Below are 17,224 nucleotides of genomic sequence, written 5' to 3'. Positions count from 1 at the left end.
TAAAAAAATTAATATGACTAGTAGTTATATGATTATTTTTTTGGTAATATGTTAATATAAAAAAATAAATAAAAGTAAAAAAAACAAAAGAAAGTATAAAAAACAAACGAAGGGGGAATGTTTATGAAAAAAGGATATATATATGCTATCCTATCTGCGGTTTTATTTGGAAGTGCAGGCTTATTTGTAAAAATGTCTTTTAAGACTGGTTTAAGTTCCACGTCTCTTTTAATACATCAATATACATTAGCTATAATACTAATGTTTATATTATTATTAATTTTAGACAAAAAAGATATAAAACTTACTAGACATGAATTAAAGTATCTTATGATTTTAGGGGTAATAGGGAATACTTTTATGACCGTATTTTATTATATGGCTTTTAATTATTTACCCGTTGCCTTAGTAAATATGCTTTTATACACTTGTCCTATAATGGTATTTTTTTATGAGTTTTTCTTTCAAGGGATAAAATTTAATAGAAATAAACTAATGGCTCTCCTATTAGCTATAGTAGGATGTTTTTTAAGTTTAGGATTATCTTCTGGACATCTTAACTATTCTATAATAGGAATTATATTAGCTTTAATTAGTGCATTATTCTATGCTTTTATGAATATATGTACGGAAAAGTATTTAAGTAATGTAAAACCTTTAAAAATAAATGCATATGCTACTTTGTTTTCTCTTATGTCCTTAATAGTAATTCAAATAGGCATAGGAGTATATAATGGAGGGGGAATATCTATATATAATACCTCTCTAAGTATGGAAAGTCTTAAGTATATAACAATCTTAGCTATATTTTGCGAAATAATTCCTTTAACTCTTTTGTATGCAGCAATCAACAATATAGGTGCATTTAAAACTTCTATAATAGGTAATATAGAAATACCTACAGCAATGGTTTTAGGATATTTATTTTTAAGTGAAGGAATATCTATAATGCAGATATTTGGTGCTTTATTCATAGTTGTAGCAGTATACTTAATAAAGCAGTAATATTAGAAACAATAGCTGTGTTAGAGTAAAATATTGATATAAAGGCCAATTCACATCAAAAAAAGTGTCTAACAAAGTCTAATAAATTAAATAACCTATATTAAAGTAATTTCATTTAATACAGTATGTATAACTAGAAAATTAATATGTTTTGTAGTTATTTTATGTTGTATTAATTGAAATTATTTTTTTATCCGATGACTACCCGCTCTAGAGAAAAGAGCGTGTAGTCATCGGATAACGATCTCCCCTAAAGCCAAGAGCTCTGTTTATCCTATATTACCACATATATGTGATAATAAATAAAATATATTTGATTAATAGAAAAAATGTGATATACTAATTAGGAAAAAAACAATAAATAATATTAATATATATAATAAATAGGAGTGAATCTAATGTGTAGATGTTTAAAAGGGGAACTAGAGCATATAGGTATAAAGACTTCTGGAGAGGTATTTAGAAATTTACCTACATGTAAATTAGTAGAGGATGCAGTTAAAAGGGGAGAAGGCAATTTAGGTAGTAATGGGGCATTAGTTATTGATACAGGAAAATATACAGGAAGATCACCTAAGGATAGATTTATAGTTAGACATGAGAGTATAAATGAAAAAGTAAACTGGGGAAGTACAAACCTTCCTATTGAGAAAGATAAATTTGATAGATTATATAAAAGAATGTGTGAATACTTAGAAGCAAAAGATTTATATGTATTTGATGGATTTGTTGGAGCTATGGAAGAGCATAGACTATCTATTAGGGTAATTAACGAGCTAGCTTCTCAATGTCTTTTTGCAAGTTCACTTTTTAGAAAGCCAAGTGAAGAAGAATTAAAAGAACACAAAGCTGAATTTACAATAATTGCAGCACCAGGATTAAAGGTAGATCCTAAGGAATATGGAATAAACTCAGAAGCTTTTATCTTAGTTAATTTCCATGAAAAAATAGTTTTAATAGGGGGAACACAGTATTCTGGAGAAATTAAAAAATCTATGTTCTCTGTTATGAACTTTTTACTTCCAGAGAAAAATGTTTTCCCAATGCACTGTTCAGCTAACATTGGAGAAGAAGGGGATACAGCTATTTTCTTTGGATTATCAGGAACAGGTAAAACTACATTGTCAGCAGACAAGCATAGAAGACTTATTGGAGACGATGAACATGGTTGGTGTGATGAAGGAGTTTTTAACTTCGAGGGTGGATGCTATGCTAAGACCATAAGTTTAAGTAGGGAAAAGGAAAGAGAAATTTATGATGCCCTAAGATTTGGAGCTATTTTAGAAAATGTTGTATTAGATGAAAATGGGGAACCAGATTATAATGATGGAAGCAAAACAGAAAATACAAGGGGTGCATATCCACTATGTCATATTTCTAATATAGAAAAGAGTGGAAAAAGTGGACATCCTAATACAATAATCTTCTTAACAGCAGATGCTTTTGGAGTATTGCCTCCAATTTCTAAACTTACTAAGGAAAGTGCTATGTATCACTTTATGTCAGGGTATACAAGTAAGCTTGCAGGAACAGAAAGAGGAATAACAGAACCTAAGGCTACTTTCTCAACTTGTTTCGGTGAGCCATTTATGTTAATGAGCCCTTATGTTTATGCTAAGCTTTTAGGAGAAAAAATAAACAAGCATAATACAGAAGTATATCTTGTAAATACAGGATGGATTGCTGGAGGATATGGAAAAGGGTATAGAATGCATCTTCCATATACAAGAGCCATGGTTAATGCAGCACTGTCTGGAGAATTAAAAGATGTTGAATACACTAAAGACGAGAGATTTAATCTTTTAATTCCAAAAGAAGTTAAGGGAGTTCCTTCTGAATTATTAGAACCAATAAATACTTGGGAAAATAAAGAGGAATACCATGTTAAAGCAAGAGAACTTGCAGAAAAGTTCATAGAAAACTTTAAAAAATATACAGACGTACCAAAGGAAGTTATAGAAGCTGGACCTAAAAATATATAATTAATATTTTTTAAAAATTTAAGTAGCTTCGGGAAGAATAAAAGAATAACTTGTACATCTTTTTTTAAGAGTATTTGTTTAAAGTATATGTTATTTGTTTAAAATAGGTATTATAGGATAGAAAGCTTTCCTATAATACCTATTTTCTTCTTTTAGTACAGGACTATCTGTAAATATTCTAATGTTCTTTAAAATGGTGAAAAATAGTGCATTGAATTTAGTTATTAAAATTTCCTTACAAATATACTATTATAAAAAGCTTTATAGTATAATTATAAAAGTAGTATTTAGGATTTAGGGGGCGTTTTAAATCCATATAAGTAATAAAAATCTAGAAAAGGTGGAAATCAAATGGACATTATTTTAATATTTAAAGCTATTATTATAGCCATAGTAGAAGGTATAACAGAATTCTTACCAGTATCATCTACAGGACATATGATAATAGTTGGACACTTTATTAATTTTACAGGTAGCTTTGCAAATTTATTTGAAATTGTAATTCAGTTAGGGGCTATTTTAGCAATAGTTGTTTTATATTGGAATAAGATTTGGACAAGTGTTGTAGAATTCTTTACTTTAAAACCAAGGGGATTAAAGTTTTGGTTTACAATTTTAGTGGGAGCAATTCCAGCTGCTGTACTAGGAGTTTTATTTGATGACTTAATTGAAGAAAAACTTATGAACCCTTATACAGTTGCCTTAGCTCTAATTGTAGGAGCTATACTTATGATAATAATTGAAGGAAAGTATAGAAATAGAAATGGAATACAAGAAGTTCATGATATAAGTTATAAAAAAGCATTTATAATAGGTATGTTTCAATGTTTAGCTATGTGGCCAGGAATGTCAAGGTCAGCATCTACTATAATGGGAGCTTGGATAGTTGGATTAAATACAGTAGGAGCTGCAGAATTTTCATTCTTCTTAGCTTTACCAACCATGGTAGGAGCATCAGGACTAAAATTATATAAGAGTGGTCTTGCTTTAAGTAGTAATGAAGTTATAGTTCTTCTTATAGGATTTGTGGTATCCTTTATAGTTGCTTTAATTGTAGTAAAACAATTTATTAATTATCTTAAAAAGAAACCAATGAAAGTATTTGCTATATATAGACTTATCCTAGGATTTATAATTCTTGGACTTACTTTTGTAAATTTCCTTTAATATTATTTTCAATATGAAAAATTTATTTATTGTCAAGGTGGGAATTTAAATAGTAAACCTTTCACGAAGTCACGGTTGCTTGTCTCCGTGGTGGTCTACCGGTATATTAATTTCATTGAATCACCGTGTATCTAGGAGGATATACAGTAGTGTGAGTAGAGGCTGAATAAAATAATTATTCAGCCTCTACTCCATTTTATTTTTCAGGATAAATATTTACCCCTAATACATATACTGAGTCAAGTGTATTATTAGTTGAATATAAAAATAAAAAACTATATCCATCTACCTTTTTAATTTCATATCTATATGAAGCATCTCCAATAAATAATTTATTTCCTCTCTTATAATAAGCGCTATTTCCAATAAGGCCGTTTTTTTCAAAGGAGGTTTCAATACTTTTACTAAAAATAATGCATTCATTTTTTCTTATATTAGAGGGGATATTTTTATCTTCTAGAATATTTTTACCATGGTATTTGTACCATATACCATATAATCCTTCGTCTTTAAAAAATGAGGGTACGGTAATAATAGCTAGAAGTATTATAAATAATAATATTATTATTATATTTTTTTTGTTTTTAAGTATTTTCAATCTATGTTACCCCTTTTAATATAATTTTATAATTGTAGTAAAGATAAACAATTATTGTTATATAATTCTATAAAAAAGTATAAATCCCTTTATTTTTTATTTAATTTTTGTATAGAGTTTCCATCGCTTGTTAAGATTATGGTTCCATCAATATCAGTCCTATATATTTTCATATTCATAGCTTTAATTTTATCTAGAGTTTGCTTATGAGGATGTCCATATTTATTTCCTTTAGCACAAGAAATTATGCCTATTTTAGGGTTAACCTTATTTAAAAATTCCTTTGAGGAGGAAGTTTTACTTCCATGATGACCAAATTTTAAAACATCTGCGCTTACATCTGATCCAGCACTTAAGGTTTCTTTTTCACTTAATGCCTCGGCATCTCCAGTGAATAAAAATTTATTATTTCCATAGGTAATTTTAAGAACTGCAGAATAATCGTTTGTGTCTTCGTAGTTATCTTTATTTGGAGCTAGGATTTCACAATTTATATCCTTATCTAAGTTTAACTTTAATCCAGCTTTGGCTGTGGTTATTTTTAATCCCTTCTTTTTAAGATTTTTTAGCATCCATTCAAAGGCTTTTGTATTAGCAGAAGCTTTTGGAGCTATAAATTCTCCTATTTCAAACTCATTGATAACATCATCCATGTTTCCAATATGGTCTTCATGGGGATGAGTTGCAATAACATAATCTAGTTTTTTAACCCCAGCTCTTTTTAAATAAGTCATAAAAGCTTCTCTAGAATCATTTGGGCCAGCATCAATAAGAATATTCTTACCCTTAAATTGAATTAACTCTGCATCTCCTTGTCCAACATCTATATAATGAACAACAAGTTTATCTTTTACAGAATCCCTAACAGGATTAGATTTTTTATCTTTAGGTAAGTTTTCTTTTTTATTTTCTTTAGTTGAGTTGGAAGTAGGGGGTGTACTTTTATTATTATTGTTATTTGAATTTTCTACAGTACATCCAGATAAAACTAAAGAAAGAGATAAAAATATGCTAATTGGTATAAAAAATATCTTATTTAATTTTTTCAAATATATCTCTCCTCGTATAATAAGTTTATAGCAGTTATTTTATCAACTATAAACTCATTAAATTTTTTATAGGTATATAGTAATTATAAGGCTATATTAGATTTAAAACAATAAATGTTATATAGTTTAAATTTTCTAAAAATATTCATTTCTGCTTATGATATAAGGTATAATTGAAAATATATCTTAATAAAGGTATAATATTTGTGTGGAAAAAATATAGTTAAATAATTAGAGATGAAAGGAAGAAATCATGAAAACATATATATTATTTTTAGAGTTTGGACTTTATATGATAGGATGTTATTTTAAAAAAATAAAATATAATAGTTTAAAGAAAAACTCTCCTAAGGAGGCAGAGGAGTTCTTAAGTAAACTAGTAAAAGAATGGTCAGAATTTATTGTGAAAAAAGTTCCTATGGAAGTTGAAATAAGTGGAATTGAGAACATACCAGAGGACCCTTGTTTATTTGCAGCAAATCATCAAAGTTTATTAGATATTCCAGTTATGTTATACGCAATTCCTAGAACTATAGGAGTAGTTGCTAAAAAGGAACTTATGAAATCACCTAGCATAACTTTTTGGATGAGAGAAATTAAATGCGTATTTATAGATAGGCAAAATCCAAGAGAGGGAATAAAAGCTATTATAGAGGGAAGTAATAACTTAAAGGAAGGTCATTCTATGCTAATTTTCCCAGAGGGGACAAGGAGTAGATCTTCTAATATGAATGAATTTAAAAAGGGAAGCTTAAAAATGGCCCTTAAGTCTGAAAGACCTATAGTTCCAGTTACCTTAGATGGAACATATAAAAGTTATGAGGGGAATAATAATAAGTTACAAAAAAGCAAGGTAAAGGTTGTATTTCATAAACCTATTTATGTAGATAATTTATCTAAGGAAGAAAAGGATAATATCCATTTAACAGTTGGAGAAATAGTTAAAAGTGCTATATAAAACTAAAACCCCTATATAGGGGTTTTAATTTTATAATTAATTATTTTTCTTCAACAACTTCTCTGTCTCTTCCAAAGAAAGAAATAGCATATAATCCTGCTAAACCAACTAAGGAATATATTACTCTACTAAATGCAGTCATGTTACCAAATAGAGCTGCTACAAGATCAAATCTAAAAAATCCTATTAGTCCCCAGTTAATTGCTCCAATAACCACAAGAGTTAGTGCAATAGCATCTAAAGTTTTCACCGCAATACATCTCCTTTATTATGATTTTCATATATTAGTATTAGCATTTTTTTATATATTATAAGTTTCAATATAAAAATTTTAATATACAAACTTTTAAAAGAGATATATTTAAGTTATGCTGTGTTAGATGATTTTTGTTGATATGATGGTTACGTAATCACCTATGAACAAGTTTTAGAATTTCATTATTTCTGTAGTAAATATTACGTAAAAAAGTTTTAATGTTTGAGCAAAGCGAGTTTTAAAACTTTAGTAATATTTACGGAAGAAATAATAGAAATTCAAAGCGTAGTGAATCAGTGATGAAGTGACTTTCATATCAACATTTTATCCTAACTAGCATTAGTTTAAGTAACTACTTAATTTCTCCATGGGTTTCATAATTAATGATTTCAGAAACCTTATTATTTTCATCTACAAAAACTACTGTAGGCCTATAAGATTTTGCTTCATTTTCATCCATAAAAGCATAGGACATAATTATGATTTTGTCATCTTTTTGTACTAGTCTTGCTGCTGCACCATTTAAACATATCATACCACTATTTTCTTCTCCAGGTATTACATAAGTATCTAGTCTTTCACCATTATTTATGTCTACAATTTGAACTTTTTCATATTCAAGTATGCCAGAGGCTTTTAAAAGTGCAGAATCAATAGTAATACTGCCAACATAATTTAAATTAGCTTCTGTAATTGTAGCACGATGAATTTTTGCTTTTAACATATTAAGTTGCATTGTTTATAACCATCCTATCTAATTATAATATTGTCAATTAATCTAGTTTTACCAATATATACAGCTATGGCAATTAAGGTTTCATCTTTAATTTCTTCAATGTTTTCTATAGTTTTAAAATCTACAATTTCTACATAATCTATTCTTGCACTAGGTTCTGAAGAAAGGTTTTTTATTAAAAAATCTTCTATTTTAGCTACAGATTTTTCGCCATTTTGGATTAATTCCTTAGCTTTAAATAAACTTTTGCTTAGTATTAGGGCAGATTTTTTTTCTTCTTCTGATAAATAGGCATTTCTTGAGCTTTTAGCAAGGCCACTTTCTTCTCTTACTATAGGACAACCTATAATTTCAATATCAAAATTTAAATCCTTAACCATCTTTTTTATAACAGCTAATTGCTGAGCATCTTTTTCACCAAAATAAGCTCTATCAGGTTTAACTATGTTAAAAAGTTTTGAAACTACAGTACAAACACCATCAAAATGTCCAGGCCTTTTAGCACCACAAAGTCCTGCGGTAAGTTTACTTAGTTTTACTGTAGTTAGAATTTCTTCAGGATACATTTCTGAAACTTCAGGATTAAATATTAAATCTGCACCGGCACTTTCACAAAGCTTAGAATCTTTTTCAATATCTCTAGGATATTTGTCATAATCCTCATTTGGACCAAATTGAATAGGGTTTACAAATACACTAACTACTACTTTTTTATTTTCACTATGAGCCTTTTCTATAAGACTTTTATGACCTTCATGTAAGTAACCCATAGTAGGAACTAAAGCTATAGAATAACCTTCTTTTCTCCAAGAGTTTACTTGTTTTCTTACTTCATCAATAGTTTTTAAAATCATCATATATCTTGCTGCAAAGGCAGCTTCACATCCTTTCGAGGAATTTAGTATAATTTATTTAAAGTTTCTTCAGATATTTTGAAACAATGTTCTTCACTAGGAAAGCTTTCTTCTTTTACTTCATCTATATAATTTTGTATTCCTTCTCTTATAACATCACCAACATTTGCAAAAGTCTTTACAAACTTAGGTTTAAAATCTGAGAACATATTAAGCATGTCTTGGTAAACTAATATTTGTCCATCACAACCAGCACCAGCACCAATTCCTATAGTAGGAACGGAAACTTCTTTTGAGATTATATCTGCAAGTTTTGCAGGGATACATTCTAATACTATAGCAAAGACACCTGCATCTTCTAATCTTTTAGCGTCTTCTATTAAAGCTCTTGCGGCCTCTTCACTTTTACCTTGAACCTTAAAGCCACCAAGCATATTTACAGATTGAGGTGTCAATCCTAAATGGCCCATAACAGGGATTTGTGCCCTTACAATAGCCTTAACTTCCTCTATTACAGTTGCTCCACCTTCTAACTTTACAGCTTCAGCACCAGCTTCTTTTATAAATTTTCCAGCATTTTTTACAGCATCATAAGTTGAAGTTTGATAGGATAGAAAAGGCATATCACCAACAATAAGAGCATTTTTAGCCCCTCTAGACACAGCTTTTGTATGATGTATCATATCTTCCATGGTAACACTTAAAGTGTCCTTATATCCAAGGCAAACCATGCCTAAGGAGTCTCCAACTAAAATTCCATTAATACCGGATTCATCTATTAATTTTGCCATAGAGTAGTCATAGGCAGTTAACATGGTAAGCTTTTCACCCTTAGATTTAGCTTCTAAAAAAGTTCCTATGGTATTTTTCATTTAACATTCCTCCTGTAGAATTTTTTCTAATTCCTTATAATTTTTATTTGGATTTTTCTCTTTTGAAAGTTTAACTAAGTTTAAAGAGAGACCTTTATATATATCAATATGTTCTTGAGGAATAACACTAAGATGATGTTCTATGGTTCCAAGGTCCAAGCGCTCTATAGGACCTGTTAAGGAGTCTATAAAGCCCTTTTCTTTAATGCTATTAATATTATTAAGAATTAAAGGCATTAAGGCATCCTTAGCGTTGTTTTCATCTATGCCACAAAGACTTAAATATTCTGTACCTAAATTTATTAGAGATAAAACAAGATTAGATACAGCTACATTTGCAGCATGATATAGAGTTTTATGTTCTTTAGATATAATAAAGGAGTTATTTCCAAGAGAGTTTATGAACTTTTCCACAGTATGAATTTTTTCTATGTTTCCTTCTATGGAAAAGTAGGCTTCTTTTAAGCCTTTGTAGGAGGTATGCTTATCTGAAAATGGCCACATAGGGTGAACTGAAAAGCCATAGGCACCAAATTTGTTTATATCAGTAAATACGTCGGAATTTAAGGAACCGCTTACATGTACCAAAAATTTATTATTTAAATCTTTGGTTTCTTTTAATATGTTCCATATATTTTTAATTTCATCATCAGGAGTAGTAATAAAAATTGCATCACTACTTTTTACTAATAAATGGAGAGAGCTAAAAGTTTTTAAATTCAAAGTTTCTTCTATAAATTGTTTTGAATTTAAAGAGTTGCAAAAAAAGCCATTAATATTATATCCTTTTTCCATAAAATATTTGGCAAGGTTGCAACCAACTTTTCCTGCTCCTATAAAAGATATATTATTGAACATGTTATCACCACCAGTTTTAATTACTGGTTCCTTAATTGTCTTATTCTCTTTTGAGATATAAGCAATAAATTAATAAATTATTAATAAACTTAATAAACAAAGGTGCAGTTCTTCAGATAAGATACTACCCAAAAGAATTTTATCACAAAAAAACCCTTCACTCAATGAATTAAGAAAATTCAGATTTAAAAACAACTTGATAATATTTGAGAAATATTTAATAATAGTATTGTTATCTATTTTTAAGGAGGAGAATTAATATGAAAATTTTAATGTTTTTATTATCTACATTATTATCTGCTTTTATAGGATTTTTAATATTTTCTTTTTTAAGAGAATTTGTGTTTTCAAAAATTAAGTTAAATAAATGGATAATTCTTGGAATTAATGTTGCGATTTTAATTATTCCAGCAATTTTAAAAATCCCTATGGATGGGCTTTTAGGGAGAACTATATTTCCAACCATATATATAATATTTTTCTTATGGTTCTTAGATGCAGCAGGACTTTTCGCGGCTGCAGAAGGTAAGGGGAAAGCCTATGGAGATAAGAAGAGAAAAGAGAATGATATTATAAAACCTAAGGCTAAACCTAATAGGGTAAAGAATATAAATAAAGAAAAAGAAGATAAGTAGTAGTTTATAATAAGAATAATGTAAAACTTTTTTGTATTAATATTAATTAATATAAAAAGGAAAAAACTATATCCTAGTTAAAAGAAAACTTATTTCACTACATCATTAAAATATAATTAAAAATATCAATAATGAATAGATAACCTATAGACTTTTTTTATTAGACTAAAAATGATATGTACGTTACAATTTATTAGGGGTATTTAGTAAAAAATACTATAATAATATGTAAGTGGGAAGTGGTATATGATGATTAGGGATATAAAATCAGATGAAATGACATCTAAAGAGAGAATGGCAGCTTTTGCTAAGGGGGAAGAGATTGACAGGATACCTTGTTCACCTATTATGGGAGAAACTTGTGCACCTTTATTTGGTATTTGGCCAAGGGAGCATAATCATTCTGCTGAATTAATGGCAAAGGTTGAAATAGAGATTTATAAGGCTTTTAAAGGTGATGGGGCAGGCATAGGGACAGGACTAAGAGGGGTTGCAGAAGCTATGGGTACAAAGCTTGTATATCCTGAAAAAAGTATGTCTTATGTAAAAGAACCTCTTTTAAAATCCTATGATGATCTTCATAAATTAAAGCCAGCAGATCCATATAAAGATGGAAGACTTCCTCTTATTTTAAAAGCTCTTCAAATGATTGATAAGGAAATTGGTCATGAGGTAGGGGTTTCAACAGATATAGCAGGGCCTATGAGTGTAGCTGCTGCCATTCGTGGGGCAGAAAATCTAATGAAGGATATTAGAAAACACCCAGATAAGGTTCACGAACTTTTAGAGCTTGTAACTGAAAGCAATTTAAGATTTATAGATGCTGCTTGTGGAATGGGCTATGACCTTGGATTTTCAGATCCAGTTGCATCCTGCAGTATGATTAGTGAAAAGCAATTTAAAGAATTTGCACAACCTTATCTAAAAAAGTGTATAGATAGAGTTGCACATTGGAGAGGGGAAGGAGCGCTTTTACATATATGTGGTAAAAGTAAAGATATCTGGAATGATATGGTTGAATCCGGTATATCAACTTTAAGCATAGATAATGTAGAAGACTTAAGTGAAGCTAAAGAATTAGTTGGACACAAGGTTTGCTTAGTTGGGAATGTTAGACCAGTAGAAACTGTGAAAATGGGTACTCCAGAGCAGATATATGAAGAGTGCAAGAGCTGTATAGAAAAAGGCTGGGATAATAAAAAAGGTTACATATTAAGTACAGGATGTCAAATCCCAATAGGCACACCAAGAGAAAATATACAAGCTCTAATTGATGGAGCTAGAATATATGGTAGGAATTATAGAAAACCTAGAAATTCTTATCTATAGAGGTATATGTTATTTTATTTAACTTTTAAGAAAAATAAAGCATTAGAGCAGATAATCATTGTATAAGTAATAAAAATAAAACTCCTAAGACTTTTGGTCTAGGAGTTTTACTTTATATAGGATCATTAATACAAATTTTTAATTTTTCAATTCTTTTTTCATCTATTTTTTTTATTTCAAAGGTTAGATTTTCATATTTTATTATTTTATTTTCATTTTCCTTTGGAACTCTTCCTAAAAGAGTCATAACAAATCCACCAATGGTATCTGTTATTTCTGAATTTAATGAAAGATTTAAGTTTTCATTTAAATCATCTATAGAAAGTAAACCATTTACAATATACACATTATTATCTATTTTTGATATTTCAGGTTCGTTTATATCATATTCATCAAATATATTTCCCATAACCTCTTCTGTTAAATCTTCTATAGTTACGATTCCTGAAAAACCACCGTACTCATCTATTAAAATAGCCATATAATTTTTTTGGCTTTGTAGTTCTTTAAATAAATCGTCTATATTTTTAGTTTCTGGAACAAAATAAGCAGGTCTTAATATTTCTTCAAGATTTAAATTCTCTTTTCCATATTTAATAATGTTTACAAAGAGATCCTTAGTATAAAGCATACCAATAATATTATCAATATCTTCTCTATACACAGGTATTCTTGAATATTTTTCACAAAGAATTTCATCTACTATTTCATCTATAGGATCATCTATGTCTATTAATAATACCTCTGTCCTTGGTGTCATGATCTCTTTAGCGAGAGTATTATCAAAATCAAATATACCGTTTATCATTTCTTTTTCTATTTGATTTATTACTCCATGTTCCTCTCCAACTTCTATTAGTGATCTGATTTCTTCTATAGATATTTTTTCTTCTAAATTATTAGTATCAATTCCAAAAATTCTTACTAAAAAATTAGTGGAAGCTGAAAGTAATTTTATAAAAGGTAAACTTATTTTATACATAAATATTATTGGCCTTATAGAAAACATGGAAATTTGTTCTGAATATTGAAGCGCTAGTCGCTTTGGAAATAATTCTCCTAGAACCAAAGTTATATAAGATAGCAACAAGGTTACTATTACAATAGAGAGCTTATTTGCATAAGGTATATTATTCTCACCAAAAAAAGTACTTAAAGAGCGAGATATACCAGTAGCAGCAAAAGCACTAGCAAAGAAACCAGCTAAGGTAATACCTACTTGAATTGTTGCTAAGAATTTACTTGGTTCTTCTAGAAGTGATTTTAGAAGATCAGCTTTTTTATTTCCTTCCTCTGAAAGAAAATTTATTCTACTTTTGTTTAAAGAAACAATGGCCATTTCTGCCGCAGCAAAAAAGGCATTTATAAGGATGAGTATAAATATTAATAAGAGATTAAAAAGAATGTTACTACTCGGACTACCGTCCATTACATATTCCCCCTTAAATAAGTTAAAATTTATGATATTAATATTTTAATTATTATACCATAATTTTATATTTTACTACAATTACAAAAAACATTAAAATTCAATGCTACAGTATAATATTATGAGATATTTTTATAATATCTTTAAATTCAATACCATAGAGTAATATTATACTAGCTATTCTCAAAGATTAAAACTTCCGAGAGTAACATTTACCACAGAAATAATGAAAAGGAAAAAAGAGGCTTAAACCTAAAGCCTCTTTAAGAAAAATTAATTTAGCTACATCCTGTAGTGGTTCCACAGTCTAAACATACTTTACATGTTCCATTTCTAACCATTCTTGTACTTGCACAATTAGAACATACTTCAGTATATAATCTTTCTCCTGTTACATTATCTTTACTTTTATTGTCCACTGTAAAGCTTGCTTCATTTGATTTAGTTATTTCAGTATTACTGAGTGCAGAGTTATAGGGTAAATTATAGCTATCAGGTTTAACTTGACAACGACTAAAATCACCTATTTCAATATCAATAACCTTACTTATTAAATCTGAAATTGAACTTACAGATTTAATATATGGATGTCTTTGTACAAATCCATAAGGCTCATATTTTTGACCTCTTAGCATTTTTGCTATATCTTGAGGTGGGACATTATATTGGAGCATTACTGAAATTGATTTAGAAAGAGAATTTAATAGTCCTGTTATTATGGTTCCTTCTCTATCTGTAGTTATATATATTTCACAAATTTCACCATTTTCTCTTCTATTGACAGTGGTATATATTTTTACATCATCAATTTGAGCAGGGTGAGTAGTTCCAACTCTAATTCCCTCTGGTTTATCCCTCTCTGAGTACTTAGAATAATAAAGTTCCTTAGCCTTAGCTAGAAGTTCATTATAGTTTAGATCTTCTAATTTTTTATGTTCACCATCATTTAAACTTGTGTTAAGTGGTTGACTTGCCTTTGAGGAATCTCTATATAGTGCAATTCCCTTAACTCCTAATTTCCAAGATAACAGTACTGCATTTTTAAAATCTTGAACAGAAGCATTTTTAGGAAGATTTACAGTTTTAGAGATAGCTCCAGAAATTAAAGGGGTAATACAAGCCATCATTAAAACGTGACCTTCAGGTGATATATATCTTTTTCCTGACCCACATTTATTTGCAGTATCAAAAATAGGTAAATGTTCTTCTTTTAGGTGAGGTGCACCTTCTATTTTTCCATCTACTATTTTTTCGTATTCGTAACCATCTTCTTCTACGGTTTCTTTTCTTAAAATATATTCTAAAATATCATTTATTTCATCTTTGCTATAACCTAAGTTTTCAAGAGTAAGCTCTATAACTGGATTAACTATGGTCATATATCCGCCACCAGAGAGCTTTTTATATATAAAATGACTAAAATACGGCTCAATTGATGTAGCACCACAGTCCATTGCAAAAGAAATGGTTCCAGTTGGAGCTATTACAGACACTTGAGCATTTCTATAACCGTATTTTTCTCCATATTCTAAAGCATTAATCCAAGTCTTTTTAAGTTGCTCTCCAATATATTCTAAACCTTCTTCTTTTAGAATGTTATGTTTAACTTTAATTGGTTCATAGTTTAATCCTTCATAATTTGATTCTACTGCACCAGCAACTCTTGAATGGTTTCTGATAACTCTAAGCATATGTTCTTTATTTATACTGTATTTTTCAAAAGCGCCTAATTTTTCAGCCATTAAAGAAGAAACATAGTAAGAGTGACCTGTTAATAGTCCAGTTAAAGAAGAAGTTAAGTTTCTTGCTTTTTCTGACTCATATGGGTAACCCATTACCATTAACAAGGACGCTATGTTAGATATTCCAAGGCCTGTAGTTCTAAAAAGGTAAGTTTTTCTTGCAATATCTTCTGTTGGGAATTGACCCCAATGTATAGAAGCTTCAAGAGCTAATTGTAATAACCCAATTATATGAGTGTAACTATTTAAATCAAACTTTTTAGTTTTTAAATTATAAAATTTAAATATATTTATTGAAGCTAAGTTACATGCAGTATCATCTAGGAAAGCATACTCACCACATGGGTTTGTTGAATTTATTCTATTATATTTTGCATTATAAATTCCATCTTCTCCAGAAGGACATGTATGCCAAGCATTAAAGGTATCATCAAATTGTGGAGCAGGGTCAGCACATTTCCAAGCAGCTTCATTAAATGCATTCCAAAGTTCTTGTACTTTTATAGTTTTATCTAAATTTTTATCGACTCTGCCAGCTAGTTTAATTTCAGCATCAGGTTCATTATTTAGATTTTCTACCTTTTTCATAAACTCATCTGAAAATCTTACAGAATTGTTTCCATTTTGTCCTGATACAGTTTCATAAGCTTCACCTTCAAAACTTATATCATAACCCATTTTTCCAAGAGCACGAACCTTATCCTCTTCCTTAGCTTTCCAAGTGATAAAGTCCATAATTTCTGGATGATCAACATCTAAAATTACCATTTTTGCTGCTCTACGAGTAGTACCACCAGATTTTATAGCTCCTGCATTTCTATCAAAAGATCTTAAAAAGCTCATAAGACCAGAAGAGAATCCCCCTCCAGATAGCTTTTCACCCTTAGCTCTAATATTTGAGAAGTTTGTTCCAGTACCAGAACCACCTTTAAATAATTTTGTTTCTGTTACAAATTGCTCAGAAATAGAGTGATCTCCAAGTAGTTTATCCTCTATAGAAAGTATAAAGCAGGCAGAAGCTTGTGTTCTTGTATAAAAATCCTTTGACTTAACCACTTTACCTTCTTTTTCATCATAATAATAATTATTATTGCTATTTCCCTTTATACCATAAGCTAGTTTTAATCCTGTATTAAACCATTGAGGTGAATTAGGAGCATACATTTGATTTAAAAATGCATATACCATTTCATCATAGTAAATAGATTTTTCTTCTTCTGTTGCTATTATTTTTTCATCCACTAGGGCTTCAGTCCAGAAGTTAACTATTCTATGAGCTACTTGCTTCATACTGTTTTCATAACCTAATTTATTGTTAACACCGGCTTTTCTAAAATACTTTGATGCTATTATATCACAAGCATTTTGAGAGTAATGAGTCGGAAATTCTAAATCTTTCATATCAACTAAAACTTTATTAGTTTTATAATCTTTTAAAGTTACGTTTACCTTTTTCCAATTAAATAAATCGTAAACTGTAATATCATTTCTATTTTCTAGTTCTTTAGTAAATACTCTTTTAAATATACTATGAATTTTATGCATACTTTACCATGAGAAAACTTATAAGATCAAGCTTCCCATAGTGTTTCACCTCCCATTAAATTAAATATATAAAAAATACTATATGTAGTATAAATATATTATGTAAACACCACATATAGTATTATAAAAGAAAAAAATTATAATTACAATACTAAATCATTAATAAAAAATATTTATGAACTAATAAAAATTATCCTTATATATAATAT

General features: G+C 29.0%; 15 protein-coding genes. 6 read left to right on the top strand and 9 right to left on the bottom strand.

Annotated features, from left to right (window positions below; translation table 11 throughout):
* Positions 1 to 123 precede the first annotated feature (123 nt).
* The 3 genes from FNZ64_RS01745 to FNZ64_RS01735 all read left to right on the top strand — a co-directional run bounded on the left by FNZ64_RS01745 (position 124) and on the right by FNZ64_RS01735 (position 4,154).
* Positions 124 to 1,005 carry a DMT family transporter gene (locus FNZ64_RS01745; RefSeq protein WP_142413161.1) on the top strand — a complete coding sequence of 294 codons (882 nt, stop codon included), beginning with the start codon at positions 124 to 126 and terminating at the stop codon, positions 1,003 to 1,005.
* Positions 1,006 to 1,403: 398 nt separating this feature from the next.
* Positions 1,404 to 2,987, top strand: a complete 1,584-nt coding sequence (gene pckA, locus FNZ64_RS01740; RefSeq protein WP_142413160.1) for a phosphoenolpyruvate carboxykinase (ATP) — start codon at positions 1,404 to 1,406, stop codon at positions 2,985 to 2,987.
* A gap of 357 nt (positions 2,988 to 3,344) precedes the next feature.
* Positions 3,345 to 4,154, top strand: coding sequence for an undecaprenyl-diphosphate phosphatase (locus tag FNZ64_RS01735; RefSeq protein ID WP_142413772.1), 810 nt, complete (start codon positions 3,345 to 3,347; stop codon positions 4,152 to 4,154).
* Between the two features lie 196 nt (positions 4,155 to 4,350).
* Here FNZ64_RS01735 and FNZ64_RS01730 read toward each other — a convergent pair whose 3' ends face one another.
* Both FNZ64_RS01730 and FNZ64_RS01725 read right to left on the bottom strand, forming a co-directional pair.
* Positions 4,351 to 4,752: a hypothetical protein gene (locus FNZ64_RS01730; RefSeq protein WP_142413159.1), complete on the bottom strand. Its 402-nt coding sequence runs from the start codon at positions 4,750 to 4,752 to the stop codon at positions 4,351 to 4,353.
* Between the two features lie 89 nt (positions 4,753 to 4,841).
* Complete coding sequence (locus FNZ64_RS01725) at positions 4,842 to 5,801, bottom strand: ComEC/Rec2 family competence protein (RefSeq protein WP_243129172.1); 960 nt, start codon at positions 5,799 to 5,801, stop codon at positions 4,842 to 4,844.
* A gap of 253 nt (positions 5,802 to 6,054) precedes the next feature.
* Here FNZ64_RS01725 and FNZ64_RS01720 point away from each other — a divergent pair, with 253 nt between their 5' ends.
* Positions 6,055 to 6,759 carry a lysophospholipid acyltransferase family protein gene (locus FNZ64_RS01720; protein WP_142413158.1) on the top strand — a complete coding sequence of 235 codons (705 nt, stop codon included), beginning with the start codon at positions 6,055 to 6,057 and terminating at the stop codon, positions 6,757 to 6,759.
* Positions 6,760 to 6,799: 40 nt separating this feature from the next.
* Here the strand turns inward: FNZ64_RS01720 and FNZ64_RS01715 are convergent, their stop codons facing one another.
* From FNZ64_RS01715 to FNZ64_RS01695, 5 genes are all read right to left on the bottom strand, one after another.
* Positions 6,800 to 7,009, bottom strand: coding sequence for a DUF378 domain-containing protein (locus FNZ64_RS01715; RefSeq protein ID WP_142413157.1), 210 nt, complete (start codon positions 7,007 to 7,009; stop codon positions 6,800 to 6,802).
* Between the two features lie 358 nt (positions 7,010 to 7,367).
* Complete coding sequence (gene panD / locus FNZ64_RS01710) at positions 7,368 to 7,751, bottom strand: aspartate 1-decarboxylase (RefSeq protein WP_142413156.1); 384 nt, start codon at positions 7,749 to 7,751, stop codon at positions 7,368 to 7,370.
* Positions 7,752 to 7,765: 14 nt separating this feature from the next.
* Entirely contained in the window at positions 7,766 to 8,608 is an 843-nt protein-coding gene (panC, locus tag FNZ64_RS01705; protein WP_142413155.1) for a pantoate--beta-alanine ligase, read from the bottom strand.
* Between the two features lie 41 nt (positions 8,609 to 8,649).
* Complete coding sequence (gene panB / locus FNZ64_RS01700; protein ID WP_142413154.1) at positions 8,650 to 9,477, bottom strand: 3-methyl-2-oxobutanoate hydroxymethyltransferase; 828 nt, start codon at positions 9,475 to 9,477, stop codon at positions 8,650 to 8,652.
* A complete protein-coding gene (locus tag FNZ64_RS01695) occupies positions 9,478 to 10,335 on the bottom strand; it encodes a Rossmann-like and DUF2520 domain-containing protein (protein WP_142413153.1) in 858 nt (285 codons plus the stop codon).
* A 260-nt stretch (positions 10,336 to 10,595) separates the two neighbouring features.
* Here FNZ64_RS01695 and FNZ64_RS01690 point away from each other — a divergent pair, with 260 nt between their 5' ends.
* Positions 10,596 to 10,970 carry a hypothetical protein gene (locus FNZ64_RS01690; RefSeq protein WP_142413152.1) on the top strand — a complete coding sequence of 125 codons (375 nt, stop codon included), beginning with the start codon at positions 10,596 to 10,598 and terminating at the stop codon, positions 10,968 to 10,970.
* Between the two features lie 246 nt (positions 10,971 to 11,216).
* Positions 11,217 to 12,299 carry a uroporphyrinogen decarboxylase family protein gene (locus tag FNZ64_RS01685; protein WP_142413151.1) on the top strand — a complete coding sequence of 361 codons (1,083 nt, stop codon included), beginning with the start codon at positions 11,217 to 11,219 and terminating at the stop codon, positions 12,297 to 12,299.
* 112 nt (positions 12,300 to 12,411) lie between these two features.
* Here the strand turns inward: FNZ64_RS01685 and FNZ64_RS01680 are convergent, their stop codons facing one another.
* Positions 12,412 to 13,728: a hemolysin family protein gene (locus tag FNZ64_RS01680; protein ID WP_142413150.1), complete on the bottom strand. Its 1,317-nt coding sequence runs from the start codon at positions 13,726 to 13,728 to the stop codon at positions 12,412 to 12,414.
* A gap of 278 nt (positions 13,729 to 14,006) precedes the next feature.
* On the bottom strand, positions 14,007 to 17,015 hold the full coding sequence (locus tag FNZ64_RS01675; protein ID WP_142413149.1) for a vitamin B12-dependent ribonucleotide reductase: 3,009 nt from the start codon (positions 17,013 to 17,015) through the stop codon (positions 14,007 to 14,009).
* Positions 17,016 to 17,224: the final 209 nt, after the last annotated feature.

The organism is Hathewaya massiliensis, assembly GCF_902143515.1.
GTDB classification, from domain to species: domain Bacteria; phylum Bacillota; class Clostridia; order Clostridiales; family Clostridiaceae; genus Hathewaya; species Hathewaya massiliensis.
This window is presented reverse-complemented; position numbering and strand designations above follow the sequence as displayed.